Annotated in this window: 16 protein-coding genes; 5 read left to right on the top strand and 11 right to left on the bottom strand. The window is 69.0% G+C overall.

Features of this window, described 5'->3' with window-relative positions; genetic code table 11:
• Nucleotides 1-79 precede the first annotated feature (79 nt).
• Genes N8I84_RS25815 through N8I84_RS25795 form a run of 5 tightly spaced genes read right to left on the bottom strand, consistent with a single transcriptional unit; the run spans nt 80 to nt 5,681 of the window.
• On the bottom strand, nt 80-1,174 hold the full coding sequence (locus N8I84_RS25815) for an ABC transporter ATP-binding protein (RefSeq protein ID WP_263231852.1): 1,095 nt from the start codon (nt 1,172-1,174) through the stop codon (nt 80-82).
• Nucleotides 1,161-2,141, bottom strand: a complete 981-nt coding sequence (locus N8I84_RS25810) for an ABC transporter ATP-binding protein (RefSeq protein WP_263231851.1) — start codon at nt 2,139-2,141, stop codon at nt 1,161-1,163. The genes N8I84_RS25815 and N8I84_RS25810 overlap by 14 nt, the downstream gene beginning before the upstream one ends.
• A gap of 5 nt (nt 2,142-2,146) precedes the next feature.
• Entirely contained in the window at nt 2,147-3,115 is a 969-nt protein-coding gene (locus tag N8I84_RS25805; protein ID WP_263231849.1) for an ABC transporter permease, read from the bottom strand.
• A complete protein-coding gene (locus tag N8I84_RS25800) occupies nt 3,108-4,031 on the bottom strand; it encodes an ABC transporter permease (RefSeq protein WP_263231847.1) in 924 nt (307 codons plus the stop codon). The genes N8I84_RS25805 and N8I84_RS25800 overlap by 8 nt, the downstream gene beginning before the upstream one ends.
• 33 nt (nt 4,032-4,064) lie before the next feature.
• Complete coding sequence (locus N8I84_RS25795) at nt 4,065-5,681, bottom strand: peptide ABC transporter substrate-binding protein (RefSeq protein WP_263231845.1); 1,617 nt, start codon at nt 5,679-5,681, stop codon at nt 4,065-4,067.
• 378 nt (nt 5,682-6,059) lie between these two features.
• On the opposite strand from N8I84_RS25795, the gene N8I84_RS25790 reads away from it, so the two are divergent.
• The 5 genes from N8I84_RS25790 to N8I84_RS25770 are packed head-to-tail and all read left to right on the top strand — an operon-like array spanning nt 6,060 to nt 11,887.
• The gene (locus N8I84_RS25790; RefSeq protein WP_263231843.1) at nt 6,060-7,907 is read left to right on the top strand and encodes an ABC transporter substrate-binding protein; all 1,848 of its coding nucleotides are present in this window, start codon (nt 6,060-6,062) and stop codon (nt 7,905-7,907) included.
• Entirely contained in the window at nt 7,907-8,917 is a 1,011-nt protein-coding gene (locus N8I84_RS25785; RefSeq protein ID WP_263231841.1) for an ABC transporter permease, read from the top strand. Before N8I84_RS25790 ends, N8I84_RS25785 begins: the two co-directional genes overlap by 1 nt.
• Nucleotides 8,914-9,870 carry an ABC transporter permease gene (locus N8I84_RS25780; protein WP_263231840.1) on the top strand — a complete coding sequence of 319 codons (957 nt, stop codon included), beginning with the start codon at nt 8,914-8,916 and terminating at the stop codon, nt 9,868-9,870. Before N8I84_RS25785 ends, N8I84_RS25780 begins: the two co-directional genes overlap by 4 nt.
• On the top strand, nt 9,867-10,868 hold the full coding sequence (locus tag N8I84_RS25775) for an ABC transporter ATP-binding protein (RefSeq protein WP_263231838.1): 1,002 nt from the start codon (nt 9,867-9,869) through the stop codon (nt 10,866-10,868). The genes N8I84_RS25780 and N8I84_RS25775 overlap by 4 nt, the downstream gene beginning before the upstream one ends.
• On the top strand, nt 10,865-11,887 hold the full coding sequence (locus N8I84_RS25770) for an ABC transporter ATP-binding protein (protein ID WP_263231837.1): 1,023 nt from the start codon (nt 10,865-10,867) through the stop codon (nt 11,885-11,887). Before N8I84_RS25775 ends, N8I84_RS25770 begins: the two co-directional genes overlap by 4 nt.
• A gap of 86 nt (nt 11,888-11,973) precedes the next feature.
• On the opposite strand, the gene N8I84_RS25765 is transcribed toward N8I84_RS25770, so the two are convergent.
• The 6 genes from N8I84_RS25765 to typA all read right to left on the bottom strand — a co-directional run bounded on the left by N8I84_RS25765 (nt 11,974) and on the right by typA (nt 20,366).
• Nucleotides 11,974-13,122, bottom strand: coding sequence for an ABC transporter ATP-binding protein (locus N8I84_RS25765; protein ID WP_263231835.1), 1,149 nt, complete (start codon nt 13,120-13,122; stop codon nt 11,974-11,976).
• The gene (locus tag N8I84_RS25760) at nt 13,115-14,176 is read right to left on the bottom strand and encodes an ABC transporter ATP-binding protein (protein ID WP_263231834.1); all 1,062 of its coding nucleotides are present in this window, start codon (nt 14,174-14,176) and stop codon (nt 13,115-13,117) included. Before N8I84_RS25760 ends, N8I84_RS25765 begins: the two co-directional genes overlap by 8 nt.
• An 11-nt stretch (nt 14,177-14,187) precedes the next feature.
• Nucleotides 14,188-15,126, bottom strand: a complete 939-nt coding sequence (locus tag N8I84_RS25755; protein WP_103838420.1) for an ABC transporter permease — start codon at nt 15,124-15,126, stop codon at nt 14,188-14,190.
• Complete coding sequence (locus N8I84_RS25750; protein ID WP_263231832.1) at nt 15,119-16,045, bottom strand: ABC transporter permease; 927 nt, start codon at nt 16,043-16,045, stop codon at nt 15,119-15,121. The genes N8I84_RS25755 and N8I84_RS25750 overlap by 8 nt, the downstream gene beginning before the upstream one ends.
• 150 nt (nt 16,046-16,195) lie before the next feature.
• Entirely contained in the window at nt 16,196-17,815 is a 1,620-nt protein-coding gene (locus N8I84_RS25745) for a peptide ABC transporter substrate-binding protein (RefSeq protein ID WP_263231830.1), read from the bottom strand.
• A gap of 634 nt (nt 17,816-18,449) precedes the next feature.
• Nucleotides 18,450-20,366: a translational GTPase TypA gene (typA, locus tag N8I84_RS25740; RefSeq protein WP_263231828.1), complete on the bottom strand. Its 1,917-nt coding sequence runs from the start codon at nt 20,364-20,366 to the stop codon at nt 18,450-18,452.
• Between the last annotated feature and the right edge of the window lie 144 nt (nt 20,367-20,510).

Here is a 20,510-nt window from a genome sequence, read left to right as displayed (position 1 = left end):
TACGGCACCCGCACGGCCGTACGCTGTTCACTGTGCTGCGTCCGTATATCGGAATCGCGTCAGCCAAGTTGCCTGCGTGTTAACGCACTTCATGTGTGTTTGCGGAGTTATGCGGCTCCTCCGGTGGCTTCTCGGGCGGCTCCTCCGGCGGCACCACACGCATCTCCTCCGCGAAGTGGCACGCAGAATCGTGCGCGGCCGGCCCCGTCGTCCCCCGGAACTCCTCCGGCACCGCGAGCGGCGGCACCTGGAGCACGCACCGCTCCCTGGCCTTCCAGCAACGCGTGCGGAACCGGCAGCCGGAGGGGATGTCCGCCGGGGACGGCACGTCACCGCTGAGGATGATCCGCTCCCGGCGCTCCCGTGCCGCCGGGTCGGGCACGGGCACGGCGGACAGCAGCGCCTGGGTGTACGGATGCGTGGGATGCTCGTAGATCTCCTCGTCGGTGCCGATCTCCACGATCTTCCCGAGGTACATCACCCCGACCCGGTCGGAGATGTGCCGCACGATCGACAGGTCGTGCGCGATGAAGACGTAACTCAGCCCGAACTCGTCCTGGAGCCGCGCCATCAGGTTGATGACCTGGGCCTGCACCGACACGTCGAGCGCGGAGACCGGCTCGTCCGCCACGATGATCTCCGGGCGCAGCGCCAGCCCCCGGGCGATGCCGATGCGCTGGCGCTGACCGCCGGAGAACTGGTGCGGATAGCGGTTGATGTGCTCGGGGTTGAGCCCGACGACGTCCAGCAGCTCCCGCACCCGCCGCCGTCTGTCCCCCTTGGGCGCGACCTCGGGATGGATCTCGTACGGCTCCCCCACGATGTCGCCCACCGTCATACGGGGGTTGAGGGAGGTGTACGGGTCCTGGAACACCATCTGGATGTTGCGCCGCACCGCCTTCAGCGCGCGCCCGGACAGCCGGGTGATGTCCTCGCCCTTGTACCGGATCGAACCGGCCGTCGGCGGCTCCAGGTTGACCAGCAGCCTGGCGAGCGTCGACTTGCCGCACCCGGACTCCCCGACGATGCCGAGCGTTTCGCCCCGGCCGAGCGCGAAGTCGACGCCGTCGACCGCCCGCACCGCGCCGATCTGCTTCTTGAACAGGATCCCCCGGGTGAGCGGATAGTGCTTGACCAGCCCGCTGACCTCCAGGATCGTCTCAGGACCGGCCATGCAGGCACTCCCTCCAGAAGTGGCAGGCGCTCTCCCGCTGCTCGTCCACCTCGTAGAGCGGCGGATCGTCGGTGCGGCACACGTCCCGGGCCAGGGGGCAGCGTGGATGGAACGGGCAGCCCGGCGGGATGTGCGTGAGGCTCGGCGGCAGGCCCTCGATGGCGTACAGCCGGCGGCCCTTGCGGTCGAGACGGGGGATGGAGTCGAGCAGGCCCCGCGTGTAGGGGTGAGCGGGGCTCTTGTAGATGTCGTGCACGGGGGCCGATTCGACGATCCGGCCCGCGTACATGACGGCGATCCGGTCGGCGACGTCCGCGACGACACCGAGGTCGTGGGTGATGAGGACCAGACCCATGCCGTACTCGCGCCGCAGCTCGGCCAGCAGGTCCATGACCTGGGCCTGCACGGTGACGTCGAGGGCGGTGGTGGGTTCGTCGGCGATGATCAGCGCGGGCTGCAGCGCCAGCGCCATGGCGATCATGATGCGCTGGCGCATACCGCCGGAGAACTGGTGCGGATAGTCCCGCACGCGCTGGCGGGCGGCCGGGATCCGTACCCGGTCCATCAGCTCGATCGCCCGGGCGCGCGCGTCCTTCTTCGACATCCCCCGGTGCACGACGAACATCTCCCCGAGCTGGTCGCCCACGGTGAGGACGGGGTTCAGCGCGGAGAGGGCGTCCTGGAAGATCATGGCCATTCCGGCACCGCGGATCCTGCGCCGCTCCTCCTCCTTGAGGGTGAGCAGATCCCGCCCCTGGAAGAGGACGCGGCCGCCGGTGATCCGGCCGGGCGGCGTGTCGAGGATGCCCATGACGGCCTGCGCGGTGACGGACTTGCCGGAGCCGGACTCGCCGAGCACCGCCAGCGTCTCGCCGGCGTCGACGGCGTAGCCGACCCCGTTGACCGCGCGGGCGATCCCCTCCCGGGTCCGGAACTCCACGTGCAGGTCCCGCACTTCGAGCAGCACGGCCGTCACCTCAGCTTCGGGTCGAGGGCGTCGCGCACCGCGTCGCCGAGCATGATGAACGCCAGCACGGTGATCGCCAGAGCGCCCGAGGGCCACAGCAGCGCGTGCGGGGCGTTGCGGATGTACGGGGAGGCGGCGGAGATGTCGATCCCCCAGGACACGCTCGGCGGCTTCAGCCCGACGCCGAGGTACGACAGGGTGGCCTCCAGGGCGATGTAGGTGCCGAGCGCGATGGTCGCGACGACGATCACCGGGGCGACCGCGTTGGGTGCGATGTGCCGCAGCAGGATGCGGGTGTCGGAGGCGCCGAGGGCGCGGGCGGCCTGGACGTAGTCGTGCTGTTTGGCGGTGATGACCGCGCCGCGGGCGATCCGGGAGATCTGCGGCCAGCCGAGCAGCACGATGAACCCGACGACCGGCCAGACCGTGTTGCCGGTCACCACGGAGAGCAGGACGAGCCCGCCGAGGACGACTGGGATGGCGAAGAAGATGTCGGTGGCCCGGGACAGGATCGCGTCCCAGCCGCCGCCGAAGTACCCGGCGAGCCCGCCGAGGACCGAGCCGAGGACGGCGACGCCGAGCGTGGCGCAGACGCCGACCGTGACGGAGGTGCGGGCGCCGTAGACCGTCCGGGTGTACACGTCGCAGCCCTGGCCGTCGAACCCGAACGGGTGCCCGGGCTGGGAGCCCTCCTGGGCCTTGGAGAGCTCGCAGACGAGCGGGTTGCCGGAGGTGATCAGGGACGGCCAGAGGGAGATCAGGACGAGGAAGAGGATCAGCAGCGCGGAGACGAGGAAGACCGGGTTGCGGCGCAGGTCCCGCCAGGCGTCGGACCAGAGGCTCCGCGGCCGGCCGGCCGGGCCCTCCGGTCCCCTCTGCAGGGTGGTCGCCTCGCTGGCGGCCAGGTCCATGGCACCGCCCATGCCCGTCCCGGCGACGGCCCCCTTCTGCTCGTACCGCGGTTGCTCAGGCATAGCGGATCCTCGGGTCGAGTACGGCGTACAGGAGGTCGACGAGCAGGTTGGCGACCAGGAAGACCAGGACGAGCACGGTCACGAACCCGACGACCGTCTGCGTGTTCTGCCGCAGGATCCCCTGGTAGAGCTGGTAGCCGACGCCGTGGATGTTGAAGATCCGCTCGGTGACGATCGCCCCTCCCATCAGGGCGCCGATGTCGGTGCCGATGAAGGTGACCACGGGGATGAGCGAGTTCCGCAGCAGATGCCGGGTGATCACACGCCGGCGCGGCAGCCCCTTGGCGACTGCGGTGCGGACGTAGTCGGAGCGTCTGTTCTCGGCGAGGGAGGTCCGGGTGAGCCGGGTGACGTAGGCGAGGGAGACGGAGGCGAGGACCAGGCCGGGCACGATCAGTTCGCCGACGGTGGCCGCCGGGGAGACCGACGGTCTGGTCCAGCCCCACTTCACTCCGAGCAGGAGCTGGAGCAGCAGACCGGTGACGAAGGTCGGCACGGAGATCACGACGAGGGTGAGCAGCAGGACGGTGGTGTCGACTGGCCGCCCCCGGCGCAGCCCGGTGACCACGCCGAGCGCGATCCCGAGGACGACCTCGAAGACGATCGCGACGATCGTGAGCCGGATGGTGGGCGGGAAGGCGGTCGCCATCAGCTCGGTGACCTTCTGCCCGTTGAAAGCGGTGCCGAAGTCGCCGGTGAAGACGTTGCCCATGTAGGTCGCGTATTGCTGCCAGAGGGGCTTGTCGAGGCCGAACTCCCGGCGCAGCTGGGCCGCGGTGGCGGGGTCGCACTGCCGTTCGCCGCACAGGCCGGCGACGGGGTCGCCCATCACGTTCACCATCAGGAAGATGAGCAGGGTGGCGCCGAAGAAGACCGGGATCATCTGCAGCAGGCGCCTGACGACGTACCGTCCCATGGGGCCTCCGGGGGTGGCGGGCGGGCGTGCGGCTCAGCGGACCTCGATCTGGTCGTAGACCGGGACGCTGAACGGGTTGAGCGCCACGTTCGCGAGGCGCTGGGAGTAGCCGGCGCTGCCGTTCTGGTACCAGAGCGGGATGGCGGCCATGCCGTCCCGCACGACCCCCTCGGCCTGCTGGAACAGCCCCACCGCGGCCGCCTTGTCGCTCTCGGCGTTCGCCCGGTCGACGAGCTTGTCGAAGTCCTTGTTCGACCATTTGCCGTCGTTGGAGGAGGCGTTCGTGTAGTAGAGCGGCTGGAGGAAGTTCTGGATGAGCGGGTAGTCCATCTGCCATCCGGCGCGGAACGGCCCGGACATCTTGTGCTGCGCGATCTGGTTGCGGAAGTCGGCGAAGGTGCCGACCGGGTTGCCGACGCAGGCCCGGTCGTTGCCGAGGGCGTTGTTGATGGAGTTGCACACGGCGTCCACCCACTCCCGGTGCGAACCGGAGTCCGCGTTGTAGGTGATCCTCAGCTGCCCGCCGGGCAGTCCGCCGCCCTCCTGGACGAGCTTCTTGGCCCGGCCCGGGTCGTAGCGGCACGCGTCACCGCACAGACCTTCCTTGAAACCGCCGTCGGTGCCGAGGACGGGTGAGGTCCAGTCACTGGCGGGGGTGCGGGTGTGGTGGAAGATCGTGTCGGTGATCTGGTCCCGGTTGATCGCCATGGACAGGCCCGTGCGGACCTTCTCCGTCCCCGGTCTGTTCCAGCGCGGGTCGTAGTAGGGGAAGGCGAGGGTCTGGATGATGCCGGCCGGCTCGGTGATGTACCGGCCGCCGAGATCGGACTTCACGTTCCTGAGCTGCGAGGCGGGCACGTCGTCGCTGAGGTCGAGGTTGCCGGCCAGCAGATCGGTGTAGGCGGTGTTGCTGTCGGTGTAGACCTTCAGGTCCACGCCTTTGTTGCGGGCCTTGTCCGGGCCGGGGTAGGCGTCCCACTTCCGCAGCGACATCATGAAGCCCCGGGTGTAGGAGCGGACCAGGTACGGTCCGTTGCCGACGGGCTTCTTCAGCCAGTCCGCGTGGTGGTCGAAGAACGCCCGGGGCAGCGGGGCGAAGGCCACGTAGCCGAGGGTGTCCGGGAACGTGGAGAACTTCTGGCCCAGCCGGACGGTGAAGGTACGCGGGCCGGTCACCTTCAGCCCGGAGAGGGTGTCGGCGGTCTGAGTGCCGGAGGCCGGGTGCACCTTGTCGTAGCCCTCGATGTACCCGAAGAAGTACGCGTTCCTCTGGTTGTTCCTCAGGCTCGCGCCGTAGTTCCAGGCGTCGACGAAGGACCGGGCCGTGACCGGCTCCCCGTTGCTGAAGGTCCAGCCGTCCTTGACGGTGACGGTGAAGTTCCGCGAGTCGGACGTCCGGATGCTCTCGGCGAGCATGTCCTCGGCCGCGCCGGTCCTCGGGTTGTACCGCTTGAGCCCCCGGAAGACCATGTCGAGCACCTTGCCGCCCTGGACCTCGTTGGTGTTGGCCGGCTCGAGCGGGTTCTGCGGATCGCCCCAGGAGGAGCTGAACACCCCGGGCGCGGTGCCGCCGCCGTCCGCGCCCCCGCCACAGGCGGCCGCCATGAGGGCGGCCACCGCCGCCCACAGGGCGTGCCTGGCTCCACGCATGGGTGCCTCCTCGAGGGTGTGCGCCTGCCCTCGGCGCCGGGACACTGTCCGTTATCGCCACTATCGACCCGAAGACCCCTCATCACACGCAACGCCACCCGACTGGCCGCACCCCGTCCGGACCCGGGCCTCCCGTAACGAGAGAGCCTGGGCGTCAGGCCTCCACCAGCGGCGCTTCACAGGTGTGGACCAATGGTTGCCGACCCACTGTCGATGGCCTCGTTTCCGCAGGCCACAGGGCATTTGACGCACCGTTGACGGGTGCGGAGCACCGCTGATAGACACACTCATCACCCATCCGGCGTCAGCCGATCCGGCCCGATCAAGCCGTTCCCCGAACCGCCGTCCCCGTGCAGTGATGACGTGAGGTCAGCATCGATGAGCACGCAAGACCAGCACGGCAGAGGGCGCTCGCGCCCGGACCGTCCCCGACACCGTTCAGCCCGGCTCGTCGCCGCCGCCCTCACGGTCTCCGCCGCTCTGGCCTTACCCCAGCAGGCCGAGGCGAAGGAGAGCGACGCGGTCCTCACCGTGGCGGTCGCCCAGAGCGTGGACTCGCTGAGCCCGTTCCTCGCGACCCGCCTGGTCAGTACCAGCATCAACCGGCTGATGTACGAGTACCTGACCGACTACGACGCGGGGGACGCCCACCCGGTCCCGGGCCTCGCCACCCGGTGGAAGCCGTCCGCCGACAAGCTCACCTGGACGTACACGATCCGCTCCGACGCCACGTGGTCGGACGGTCGGAAGGTCACCGCCGAGGACGCGGCGTGGACGTTCAACAAGATGATGACGGACGACAAGGCGGCCACCGCGAACGGCAGCTTCGTCGCGAACTTCCGGAAGGTCACGGCTCCGGACGCCACCACGCTCGTCATAGAGCTCAAGAAGCCCCAGGCCACGATGACCGCGCTCGACGTGCCGATCGTGCCCGAGCACGTCTGGGAGAAGGTCGGGGACTTCGGGACGTTCAACAACGACAAGAGCTTCCCCGTGGTCGGTGACGGGCCGTTCGTCCTGACCGGTTACAAACCCGACAGCTATGTGCGGCTCAAGGCCAACAAGAACTTCTGGCGGGGCGCCCCGAAGTTCGACGAGCTGGTGTTCCGGTACTACAAGGACCAGGACGCGGCGGTGGCGGCCCTGCGCAAGGGAGAGGTTTCCATCGTCGCCGGCTCGCCCTCCCTGACACCCGCTCAGGCCGCCTCGCTCCAGGGCGTGAAGGACATCAAGGTCAACGACGCCCCGGGCCGCCGCTTCTACGCCATCGCCACCAACCCCGGCGCCCGGGCGAGAAACGGGCAGAAGTTCGGCGACGGCGACCCCTCCCTCCTGGACGAGCGGGTGCGGCACGCCCTGTTCATGGCCGTCGACCGCAGGACACTCGTCGACAAGGTGTTCCAGGGCCACGCCGTCGAGGGTCAGGGCTACATCCCGCCCCGCTTCTCCACGTACTTCTGGAAGCCGTCGGCGACCCAGGAGCTGGCCTACGACCCCGCGAAGGCCGCCCGGCTCCTCGACCAGGCGGGCTACCGGGAGAACGCCGACGGCAAACGCGTGGGCAAGGACGGCAAGCCTCTCACCTACCGCATGCTGTGCCACGCCACCGACCCGAACGACAAGGCCGTCGGCCAGTACCTGAAGGAGTGGTGGGGCAAGCTCGGCATCGGCCTGACGCTCGACTGCCTGGACAACGTGACCGACCCCTGGCTCGCCGGCAGGTACGACCTCGCCTTCGACGGCTGGTCCGTCAACCCCGACCCCGACTTCGTGCTGTCCATCCACACCTGCGCGGCGCTCCCGGCGACCCCCAAGGACACGGCCGCCACGGACAACTTCATCTGCGACCGGACGTACGACGACCTCTACGCCCGGCAGCTCGCGGAGTACGACCCCGTCGAACGCGCCGCCCTCGTCAAGCAGGCCGAGTCGCGGCTGTACGACCTCGGGTACATGAACGTCATGGCGTACCCGAACGCGGTCGAGGCCTACCGGACGGACCAGATCGCGTCGATCACCACCATGCCTCGGAAGGCGGGCAACATCTACGGCCAGGACGGCTACTGGAGCTGGTGGTCGGCCGTACCGGCGGACTCCGGTGACTCCTCGGGCGGTTCCTCGTCCACCGGGGTCGTCGTCGGCATCGTCGCGGGCGTCGTGGTCCTCGTCGGCGCAGGGGTGGTCCTCGGCCTGCGGCGCCGCGCCACCGCTGAGGACCGTGAGTAGTGGAACCGGCGCGCGAACTGCGGACACATGCCGGCACCCCGTACCTGCGGTACGCGGCGGGCAAGGCGGGCGGCGCCGCCGTCTCCTTGCTCGCCGTCCTCGTGACCAGCTTCTTCCTCTTCCGGCTGATCCCGGGCGACCCGGTGAAGTTCATGACGGGCGGCCGCCCGGTATCGGCCGCGCAGCTGGCGGCCTATCGCAGGGAGTTCGGTCTCGACCTGCCGTTGTGGCAGCAGTTCACGGACTACTGCGGCAAGGCGCTCACGGGCGACCTCGGCACGTCGTACCAGTTCCGGGCACCCGTCATCGACAGGATCACCGAGGCGCTGCCGAACACGCTGCTGCTCACCGGCACCGCGTTCGTCCTCTACACGGTCCTCGGCATCGTCCTCGGCACCCGCTCGGCGTGGCGCCACGGCCGGCTCGGCGACCGGCTCAACACCGGTGTGGCGCTGACCCTGTACTCGATCCCCTCCTTCTGGCTGGGCCTGCTGCTCATCATCGTGTTCGCGGTGGGCGTGGGCCCGGTCCCGGGTGTGTTCCCGACCGGAGGCATGGAGTCGGGCGGCAAGGAGGGCTTCGCGTACGCCGTCGACGTCGCCCACCATCTCGTCCTGCCGGTGATCACGCTGGTGGCGGTCGAGTACGGGCAGACGCTGCTGGTCACCCGTTCGGCGCTGCTCGACGAGATGGGCAGCGACTACCTGACCACCGCGCGCGCCAAGGGCCTGAGGGACGACCTGGTCCGGCGCCGGCACGCCGTGCCGAACGCGCTGCTGCCGACCGTGACGCTGGTCTTCGTCAATCTCGGCCGGACCGTCGCGGGGGTGATCCTCGTGGAGACCGTGTTCTCCTGGCCCGGCCTCGGCGGGCTCTTCTACCAGGCGCTGAGCGTGCCCGACCTTCCCCTGGTCCAGGGCCTGTTCTTCGTCTTCGCCTCGGCGGTGATCCTCATGAACACGCTGGCCGACCTGATCTATCCGCTGCTCGACCCCCGGGTGGGCCGATGACGACCGACACGACTCCCCCGGGCGGGCCGACCCGTACCGACACGACTCCTCCGGTGGCGAAGGCGAGCCCGCGTACGCTCGCCTGGCAGCGCCGCCGCCGCTCCGCCGCCCGTTTCTGGGCGCACTACCGCACGCACCGCGCCGGGCTCGTGGGCCTGGCCGTCCTCGTCCTGTTCGCCGCGGTCGCGCTCACCGCGCCGCTGACCGTCGGTTCCGACGTGTCGAGTGTGACCGGCGCTCCGGGCCGGCCGCTTCAGCATCCGAGCGGCGGGTTCCCGCTGGGCACGGACCGGTTCGGGCGGAACCTGCTGGGCCTGGTGGTGTGGGGCTCGCGGATCTCGCTGCTGGTCGGGCTGCTCGCGGCGGTGCTGTCCGTGGCGATCGGCGCGCTGGTCGGGATCACCGCCGGTCACTTCCGGGGCGCCTACGCCACGGTGATGATGCGGATCACGGACTGGTTCCTGGTGATGCCGACGCTCGTCCTCGCCATCGCGCTCGCCACCGTGATGTCCCGCTCGCTCGGTACGGTGATTCTGGCGATCGGTGTGACGTCCTGGCCGACCACGGCCCGGCTGGTGCGGGCGCAGACCCTGGCGGTGGAGTCCCGGCCCTACATCGAGCGGGCGCGGGCGCTCGGCGGCGGCCACGCTCACATCATGCTGCGGCACGTGCTGCCCAACGTCATGCCGCTGGTGTTGGCGCAGACGACCCTGATGATCTCCTCGTCCATCCTCGCCGAGGCGACGCTCGCCTTCCTCGGCATGGGCGACCCGACGGTCGTGTCGTGGGGCGGTCTGCTCCAGGACGCCCGCGAGGCGGGCGCGGTGAGCTCCGGCGACTGGTGGTACCTGGTGCCGCCGGGCATCGCGATCGCCGTCGTCGCCCTGGCCTTCACGCTGTGCGGCCGCGCGGTGGAGTCCGTCCTCAACCCCCGGCTGGGGGTGGAGCGTTGACGCTGCTCGAGGTGAGGGACCTGGAGGTGACCTACGCCGGCGGGGCCGCCGCCGTGCGGGGCGTCGACCTGGTGCTGGAGGCGGGGCAGAGGCTCGGCATCGCGGGCGAGTCGGGCTGCGGGAAGTCCACCCTGGCACTGGCCCTGCTGCGGCTGCTGCCGCCCGGCACCCGGGTCGGCGGACAGGTCCTGCTGGACGGCGAGGACGTGCTGACGATGCGGTGGGGGCAGGTCAGGGCGGTCCGCTGGGCGGGGGCCTCCATCGTCTTCCAGGGAGCGATGCACTCCCTCAACCCGGTGCACCGGATCGGTGACCAGATCGCCGAGCCGATGCTGCTGCATCGCAAGGCGACCGCGGCCGAGGCGAAGCGCAGGACCGGCGAACTGCTGGAGCACGTGGGCCTCCCGGCCGCACGGGCGACGGCGTTCCCCCACGAGCTGTCCGGCGGCCAGCGCCAGCGCGTGATGATCGCCATGGCGCTCGCCTGCGACCCACGGCTGGTCATCGCCGACGAGCCGACGACGGCCTTGGACGTGATGATCCAGGCGCAGATCCTGCGGCTGATCGGCCGACTCGTCGCCGAACAGGACCTCGGCCTGATCATGATCAGCCACGACCTCGCCGTCCTCGCCGAGACCTGCGACCGGCTGGCGGTGATGTACGCGGGCCGGGTGGTCGAGGAGGGCCCGGCCCGGCAGCTCTACGACGACGCCCGGCATCCGTACGCCGGCGCCCTGTCCGCGGCGTTCCCCCGCATCGGCGACCCGGCCTCCCGCTATGCCCCGCACGGCCTGGCGGGCGATCCGCCCGACCCGTCCGCCCTGCCGTCCGGCTGCGCCTTCCATCCGCGCTGCCCGGTGGTGCTGGACGGCTGCGCCACCCAGGACCAGGAGCTGCGGGACGCCGGCCCGAGCCGCCGGGCGGCGTGCGTGCATGTGCCGCCACATCCCGCCCCCGGTCCGACGGCGGCGACGGAGGACGCGAGGAGCACCCCATGACGACCTCACCGACGACACCGGCGACGGCCTCACCGACTGAGTCACCGCTGCTGAGCGCGGAGGGACTGCGCGTGACCTTCCCCGGGCGCCACGGCGCTGTGCCGTCCCGGGCGGTGGACGGTGTGAACCTCGACATCCGCCCCGGGGAGATCGTGGCGCTGGTCGGCGAGTCGGGCTGCGGCAAGACGACACTGGCCCGGGCACTGCTCGGCCTGGTACCGCCGACGTCGGGAAGCGTCCGCTTCGCCGGGCGGCCGCTCGACTACTCCGCCCGGGCCCTGAAGGCGTACCGCAGGCGCGTCCAGCTGGTGCTCCAGGACCCGAGCGGATCGCTCAACCCCCGGCACACGGTGTACGAGGCGGTCGCGGAGGGGCTGCGGATCCACGGGTACGGCGGAGACGAGCAGACGGCGGTCGCGGGGGCCCTCTCCCGGGCGGGACTCCGCCCACCGGAGCGCTTCTTCCTGCGCTATCCGCACGAGCTGTCGGGAGGCCAGCGCCAGCGCGTGGTGATCGCGGGCGCGCTCGTCCTGGACCCGGAACTGATTGTCGCCGACGAGCCGGTGGCCTCCCTCGACGCCTCGGTGCGCGGCGAGATCCTGGCCCTGCTGCTGCGCCTGCGCACCGAACTGGGCCTGTCCGCGCTGGTCGTGACGCACGATCTGGGCCTGGCGTGGAACATCGCGGACCGGGTGGCGGTGATGTACCTCGGCCGGATCGTGGAGGCGGGCGACGTCGAACAGGTCCTCACCGCCCCACGGCACCCCTACACCCAGGCGCTGCTGTCGGTCCTCCCGGAAGCCCCGGGCGCCCCTGTCGTCCTGTCCGGCGAACCCCCGGACCCCTCCCGCATCCCCACGGGCTGCCGCTTCCACCCCCGCTGCCAGATCCTGTCCGGCGGGGAGGCGGAACGGGCGGGCGTCGCGGACGCGTGCCGGACGCGGGAACCGGACGTGCTGGGCGGGAGCGACGTCGGGCAGGTGGCGTGCCACTGGGCTCGGACCGTCGTCGCCCCTTGACGGTTCAGACAGCCCGTCACCTCCGGAAAACGCCGGTTCCCGGCACCTTACGAGGTACCGGGAACCGAACGGATGCCAGGCGGACGTCAGGCCGCGTGCACGACGTCCTTCTCCTCGGCGAAGTGGCACGCCGACTCGTGGGCCGCGGGGGTGTCCGCGCCCTTGAAGCGCTCCGGGACCGCCAGCAGCGGCACCTCCTCGGCGCACCTGTCCGTGGCCTTCCAGCAGCGGGTGCGGAAGCTGCAGCCCGAGGGCGGGTTGGCCGGGGACGGCACGTCGCCGGTGAGGATGATCCGTTCGCGGTGCTCACGGGCCTCCGGGTCCGGCACGGGGACCGCCGACAGCAGCGCCTGGGTGTAGGGGTGCGTCGGGTGGTCGTAGATCTGCTCGTCGTCGCCGATCTCGACGATCTTGCCGAGGTACATCACGCCCACGCGGTCCGAGATGTGCCGGACGATCGACAGGTCGTGCGCGATGAACATGTAGGAGAGGTTGAACTCGTCCTGCAGTCGCTCCATCAGGTTGATGACCTGCGCCTGGACCGACACGTCCAGGGCGGAGACCGGCTCGTCGCAGATGATGACCTCGGGGTTCAGGGCCAGGCCGCGGGCGATGCCGATGCGCTGGCGCTGACCGCCCGAGAACTGGTGCGGGTAGCGGTTGATGTACTCCGGGTTGAGACCCACGACGTCGAGGAGCTCCTGCACCTTGCGGCGCCGGTCGCCCTTGGGGGCCACCTCGGGGTGGATGTCGAAGGGCTCGCCGATGATGTCGCCCACCGTCATACGCGGGTTGAGCGACGTGTACGGGTCCTGGAAGATCATCTGGATGTTGCGGCGGACCGCCTTGAGGGCCTTGCCGGACAGCTTGGTGATGTCCTGGCCCTTGTAGAAGATCTCACCGGCGGTCGCCCGCTCCAGGTTCATCACGAGCTTGGCCACCGTCGACTTGCCGCATCCGGACTCACCCACGATGCCCAGGGTCTCGCCCTGGTAGAGGTCGAAGGAGACGCCGTCGACGGCCTTGACCGCGCCGATCTGACGCTTGATGACGATGCCCTGGGTCAGCGGGAAGTGCTTGACCAGGTTGCGCACCTGCAGAATCGGCTCGCCCCGGTCGACCGGCGCCTCGAGGGCGGCGACCGCCTCCTCCTCGGAGTGCACGTCGGCGACGTCCACGGCGGAGACGTTCGGTGTCGCGTCCTGCGGCTCGCCGGTCTTGGTCGGCTCAGCCATGGATCGTCTCCTTCCAGAAGTGGCACGCGCTCGCGCGGCCGGGCAGTTCCGTTCCGTCCTGCTCGGTCACCGGGACCAGCGGCGGACGCTCCGTGCGGCAGATGTCCTGCGCCTTCTCGCACCGTGGGTTGAAGGCGCAACCGCCGGGCACCTTCAGCAGGTTGGGCGGCAAGCCCTTGATCGCGTAGAGGTCCTGGCCCTTCTGGTCCAGGCGCGGGATCGAGTCGAGCAGACCCCGGGTGTAGGGGTGGGCCGGGCGCTTGTACAGCTCGTGCACCGGCGCCGTCTCCACGATGCGGCCCGCGTACATCACCGCGATCTTGTCGGCGACGTCCGCGACGACACCCAGGTCGTGGGTGATGAGGATCAGGCCCATGTGGTACTCGCGCTGCAGCTCCGCGAGCAGGTCCATCACCTGGGCCTGGACGGTCACGTCGAGGGCCGTGGTCGGCTCGTCGGCGATGATCAGGTCCGGCTCCAGGGCGAGCGCCATGGCGATCATGATGCGCTGGCGCATACCGCCGGAGAACTGATGCGGGTAGTCGTTCACGCGTGCCGCGGCCGCCGGGATCTTCACCCGGTCCATCAGCTCGATCGCCTTGGCCTTGGCCTCCTTGCGGGAGAGCCCCCGGTGGACGCGGAACATCTCACCGAGCTGGAAACCCACGCTGAGCACGGGGTTGAGCGCGGAGAGCGCGTCCTGGAAGATCATCGCGATCCGCGCGCCGCGCAGCTTGCGCCGTTCCTCGGCGGACATCTTCAGCATGTCCTCGCCGTAGAAGCGGATCTCTCCCTGCGGGATGCGGGCCGGCGGCATGTCAAGGATGCCCATGATCGCCTGCGCGGTCACGGACTTGCCGGAGCCGGACTCGCCGAGCACGGCGAGCGTCTCCCCGGAGTTCACCGAGTAGTTGACGCCGTTGACGGCCCGGACCACACCCTCGCGGGTCTGGAACTCGACGTGCAGGTCACGCACTTCGAGCAGCGGGCCGGTCTTCTCGGCGTCGCCGGGTCGCGGAGCCGGGACGGCGTCCGTCGGTTGGATGGTGGTCACGTACGCCTCCCTCAGCGCATCTTCGGGTCGAAGGCGTCGCGGACGACGTCGCCGAGCATGATGAACGCCAGCACGGTGATGCTCAGGGCGCCGGCCGGGAACAGCAGCGCGTGCGGCGAGGTCAGGAACCGGTCCTGGGCGTCACTGATCATCAGACCCCACGAGATGTTGGGGTACTGGATGCCGATGCCCAGGTAGGACAGGGCGGCCTCGGCGGCGATGTAGACACCGAGGTTCATGGTGGTGATGACGATGACGGGGGCGAGCGTGTTCGGCAGGATGTGCCGGAACGCGATCCGACCCGAGCCCGCGCCGAGCGCACGGGCGGCCATCACGTAGTCGTTGTACTTGTTCGAGATGACCTCGCCGCGCATGATCCGGAAGACCTGCGGCCAGCCGAGGATCGCCATGATGAACGACACCGTCCACACGTCGCCGCCGCCCCAGATCGACATGATCAGCAGACCGCCGACGATGAGCGGCAGAGCCGAGAAGACCTCGGTGATCCGGGACAGCACCGCGTCGACCCAGCCGCCGACCAGACCGGCCAGCATGCCCACCAGGCCGCCGATCAGAGTGGTGGCGACGGTGGTCACCACGCCGACGACGATCGAGTTGCGGGTGCCGTACACGGTCCGCGTGTAGATGTCGCAGCCCTGCACGTCGAAGCCGAACCAGTGCCCGGACGACGGCCCGTTCATGGAGTTCTGCAGCTGGCAGAAGCCGTCCGAGAACGGGGAGCGCGCCGTGAACAGGCTGGGCACGATCGCCAGCGCGAGCAGGCAGACGATGATGAAGGCGGTCCCGAGGAACATGGGCCGCTTCCGCAGGTCCGCCCAGCCGTCCTTGAGCAGGCTGGCCTGACGGGCCGCCGCTTTCTCCTCGGCCTCGATCTCCTTGGCGAGGGAGGCCTCGTCGGTGGTGGGCCTCTCTATCGTCTTCTCACTCATAGCGGATCCTCGGGTCGAGCACGGCGTACATCAGGTCTACGACGAGGTTGGCGGCCAGGTAGATCAGCACCAGCAGGGTCACCAGGCCGACGACGATCGGCCGCTCACGCAGATAGACGGACTGGGCCAGCTGGCCGCCGATACCGGGCATGTTGAACACCCGCTCGGTGATGATGGCGCCGCCCATCAGGGCGCCGAGGTCGAAGCCCAGGAAGGTGACGACCGGGATCAGGGAGTTGCGCATCGCGTGCAGGCCGATGACCCGGCGCCGCGGCAGGCCCTTGGCGATCGCGGTGCGGACGTAGTCGGCCCGGATCGACTCCGTCAGGCTCGTCCGTACCAGTCGTGCGATGTACGCCATCGAGGTCGAGGCGAGCACGATGGCCGGGAGGATGTAGCTCTGCGGCCAGCCCTTGTCGATGCCGGCGACCGGCGTGGCCTTGAGGTTCACGCCGAGCTCCAGCTGAAGGACGCTGCCCAGCACGAAGACCGGGATGGAGATCAGCAGGAGGGTGGCGACCAGCACCACGTTGTCGAGGAACTTGCCCTTCTTCAGCGCGGACATGATGCCCGCCAGGATGCCGATCACGGCCTCGATGGCGAAGGCTGTCAGGCCCAGCTTGAGCGTGACCGGGAACCGCTCGGCGACGATGTCCGAGATGGCACGGCCGTTGTAGGTCTCACCGAGGTCACCGGTGAAGACGCCACTGATGTAGTGCCAGTACTGCTGGTACAGCGGCTCGTTCAGGTGGTAGTGCGCGCGGAGGATCGCCGCGATGTTGGGGTCGGCGCGCTTGTCGCCGGCCAGTGCCTGGATCGGGTCGCCGGGCAGCGCGAAGACCAGGCAGAAGATGATGAACGTGACGCCTATCACCACAGGGATCACCTGCAGGAGGCGGCGCACGACGTATCGGCCCATGGGTGCTCCAGAGGGGGGTGCTCGATCCGCCCGTGGCCGGGGCGGCGGCACTGTCGGACGGGAGACGCCAGAAGGGGTGAGCAGGGGAAGGCTTCGAGCCCCTCCCCCTGCTCACCCTCTGGCCGCGTGTCGGACCTGTTCAGATACGGCTCAGCCGAGCTTGACCGTGTCCCACAGGACCTGGTGGCCGGCGACCGTCATCGACTTGATGTTCTCGCTGAAACCTGCGTTCAGCGTGTAGAAGTACACCGGGATGTACGGCAGGTCCTTCAGGAGGACGTCGTCGGCCTGCTGGTAGATCTTGACGGCTTCCTCGTGCGTCGGGGCCTGGTCGCCCTTGACGAGGAGCTTCTCGAACTCCTCGTTGACGTAGCCGGAGTAGTTGGAGCCGTTGGCGATGGCGTCCTTCGAGAAGACCGGACGGAGGTAGTCCTCCATGTCCGGGTAGTCCATGCTCCACGCCATGCGGAACGCGCCCTGGTACTTCTTCGCGTCCAGGTCGTTGAGGATGGCCTGGAACTGCTCGAACGGCTTGGCCGTCACCTTGATGCCCAGGTTCTGCTGGAGCTGGTTGGCGACCGCCTCGACCCACTCCTTGTGGCCGCCGTCGGCGTTGTAGCCGATCTCCAGCGAGTTGCCGGGCAGCCCGCCGGCCTGCTTGTAGAGCTCCTTGGCCTTGCTCGGGTTGTAGGTGCAGGCCTCACCGCAGGCGCCCTTGCGGTAGCCGTCGATGATGGGGCTGATGTAGTCGTCCGCGGGCGTACGGGCACCGACGAAGACCTTCTCGGCGATCGTCTTCCGGTCGATCGCCATGGAGATGGACTTGCGCAGGTCCGCGTTCTGGAACGCCTTGTTGTACTTGATCGGGAAGCCGATGTAGCCGACGGCCGAGTCGGCCTCGTCGATCGTGCGGCCGGGCAGGTCCTTCTTGTAGGTCGGCAGACCCGAGGTCGGGACGTTGATGTCGATGTCGAGGTTGCCCGCGACCAGGTCCTTGTAGGCCGTGTCCAGGTTCGAGTAGATCTTGAAGTCGACCCCCTTGACCTCGATCTTCGAGGCGTCCGGGTACTTGTCGTACTTGACCGTGTCGATTTCCTGGTTGTGCTTGACCTTCCCCTTCATCATGAAGGGGCCGTTGCCGATCGGGGCCTCGCCGAAGCCCTTCGGGTCCTTGAAGAACGCCTTGGGCACCGGGACGAACGCGGTGAAGGACAGCTGCGACGGGAACGCCGAGAACGGACCGTCCAGGGTGACCTGGAGGGTGTTGTCGTCGATGGCCTTCAGACCCGACATCTTGTCGGTCTTGGGCTTCTTGCCCTCGCCCGGGTTCAGGTCCTTGTAGCCCTGGATGTGGCTGAACAGCGGGTTGGTCTGCTGTGCGTTCGTCTGGTTGGCGCCGTAGTTCCAGGCGTCGATGAACGACTGGGCGGTCACCTTCTCGCCGTTGTGGAAGGTGTAGCCCGGCTTCAGCTTGATCGTCCAGACCTTGTTGTCCTTGGTCTCGATCGACTGCGCCATCGCGTTGACGACCTTGTTGTTGCCGTCGAGCTTGGTCAGACCCGTGAAGAGAGCGTTGATGACCTGGCCGCCCTCGGTCTCGTACGTGTTGGTGGGGACCAGGCTGTTCTGCGGCTCACCGATCTCCATCGACACGATGCCGTTGCTCTTGCCGCCGCCCGAGCCGCTGTCCCCGCCACCACCGCAGGCCGTCGCGCCCAGCGCCACAACCGCGGCTATCGCAACCCACTTGGCGCTCTTGGCACCACGCATGGGGCTCCTCCTCATGAGTCCAATGGTTCACCGCATGGGAGGACACCTGACACGTCGCCGTCACCGGCGCCTGAAACGTTCAGGTGTCCCCCGCGCTCGTGAGTCGGCGCCACCGATAGCGCATGACCCGTTGATCCGAGCTCTACGCGCCTAACTATCTGCCATCGACCAGGGACGAACCACACCCCTAAGGTCTCGGTTCCATCACACCTGGCCCGTACATCTTCCAAAATCCGGACAAACGGTTTGCCGAAAGATCCCTGCGAAACGGACTTGTTACACATCTACCGGGGATGGGTGTCCGCATTCCGGACACTCGGGGGAAAAAATCCGGTTGCGGTTACGGTGAAGGTGTGCGGGGGCGCCACTGGCGTACGCGCACACCGATGCACACCGTGCACGCGCCGTCCTGTTCGGGTGAACGGCCGCCGCCGCAAAGCCCGTTCGCCGGCGATCCGCCTGGCATGGCCGGAATGCACCTCGTCAGCAGGGTAGTGCGCACGGGTCGGGCTGTGCGGCTCCCTTGAAGAAGTGAAGGGTTTTCCCTATCCCGCTTGTTCTGCGCGACAGGGTCGGGCACCCCGTCTCGCGGAGCGCCCGACCCTGTCGTAGGTGGCCGGTGGGTGGCCGGAAATCAGCTGTGCTTGGCGCGGCTCGCGGCGCGGGCCCGCTCACGCTGGTCCAGGACGACCTTGCGGATGCGGACCGCCTCCGGCGTCACCTCGACGCACTCGTCGTCGCGGCAGAACTCCAGGGACTGCTCGAGCGACAGCTTGCGCGGCGGCACGATCGACTCGGCGATGTCGGCCGTGGCGGACCGGATGTTGGTGAGCTTCTTCTCCTTGGTGATGTTGACGTCCATGTCGTCGGAGCGGGAGTTCTCGCCGACGATCATGCCCTCGTACACCTCGGTGCCCGGCTCCACGAACAGGGTGCCGCGCTCCTGGAGGTTCGTCATCGCGAACGCGGTGACGGAGCCGGAGCGGTCGGCCACCAGCGAGCCGTTGTTACGGGTCTGCAGCGGGCCGGCCCAGGGCTCGAAGCCCTCGTGGATGGAGTGGCCGATGCCCGTGCCGCGGGTGCTGGTCAGGAACTCGGTGCGGAAGCCGATCAGACCGCGGGAGGGGACCACGAACTCCATGCGGACCCAGCCCGAGCCGTGGTTGGACATGTTGTCCATACGGCCCTTGCGGACGCCCATGAGCTGCGTGACCGCGCCCATGTGCTCCTCGGGCACGTCGATCGTCATGCGCTCGAACGGCTCGTGGACCTTGCCGTCGATCTCCTTGGTGACGACCTGCGGCTTGCCGACCGTCAGCTCGTAGCCCTCACGGCGCATGGTCTCGACCAGGATCGCCAGCGCCAGCTCACCACGGCCCTGGACCTCCCAGGCGTCCGGGCGGCCGGTGTCCAGGACCCGCAGGGAGACGTTACCGACCAGCTCGCGGTCGAGACGGTCCTTGACCTGGCGCGCGGTGACCTTGCGGTCCTTGACCGTGGCCTTGGCGTTGGCGCCCTTGCCGGTGCCGCCCCTGCCGACCAGCGGCGAGGTGTTCGTACCGATGACCATGGAGATCGCGGGTTCGTCGACCGTGATCAGCGGCAGCGCGATGGGGTTCTCGGGGTCGGCCAGGGTCTCGCCGATCATGATCTCGGGGATACCCGCGACGGCGCAGATGTCACCCGGGCCGGCCTTCTCGGCGGGCTTGCGGGTGAGTGCCTCGGTCATCATCAGCTCGCTGATGCGGACGTTGCTGATGCTCCCGTCGCGCTTGATCCAGGCGACGGTCTGACCCTTGCGCAGCTCGCCCTGCTCGACGCGGAGCAGCGCGATACGGCCGAGGAAGTTGTCGGCGTCCAGGTTGGTGACGTGGGCCTGGAGCGGGGCGTCCTCGTCGTAGGTCGGCGCCGGGATGTGCTCCAGGATCGTGGAGAAGAACGGCTCCAGGCTGGTGGAGTCGGCCGGGACCGTGCCGTTCTCCGGCTTGGTCAGGGAGGCGATGCCGTCACGGCCGCAGGCGTAGACGATCGGGAACTCGATCTGCTCCTCGTCGGCGTCCAGGTCGAGGAAGAGGTCGTAGGTCTCGTTGACGACCTCGTCGATACGGGAGTCCGGGCGGTCCGTCTTGTTGATGCACAGGATGACGGGCAGGCGCTGCTGGAGGGCCTTGCGCAGCACGAAGCGGGTCTGCGGCAGCGGGCCCTCGGAGGCGTCCACCAGCAGCACGACACCGTCGACCATCGACAGACCGCGCTCGACCTCGCCGCCGAAGTCGGCGTGGCCGGGGGTGTCGATGATGTTGATGGTGATGGGGTCCCCGCCGTCCTTGGGGTGGTACTTCACCGCCGTGTTCTTGGCGAGGATCGTGATGCCCTTCTCACGCTCCAGGTCGTTCGAGTCCATGACCCGGTCGTCGACCTGCTCGAGCTGGTGGGCGGCGAAGGCGCCGGCCTGCTTCAGCATGCCGTCGACGATGGTCGTCTTGCCGTGGTCGACGTGGGCGACGATGGCGACGTTGCGGATGTCGTGACGCGTTGCAGTCACAGCCATATTGCGGCGTACTCCCGGAATGGTGAGGACGGCTGCGCGTACGTCCTCGGTACGCGCGCCCTGCCGGGCTGAACGTGCCACGGCCTCACCCCATGGTACGGGGGCGCTGCCGCTGAGGGGGGCCGGGTCACGTTGGTGCAGCTC

It is taken from the genome of Streptomyces cynarae, assembly GCF_025642135.1.
GTDB lineage: Bacteria > Actinomycetota > Actinomycetes > Streptomycetales > Streptomycetaceae > Streptomyces > Streptomyces cynarae.
Note: the sequence above shows the minus strand (reverse complement) of the source record. Positions and strands in the feature narration are given on the sequence as shown.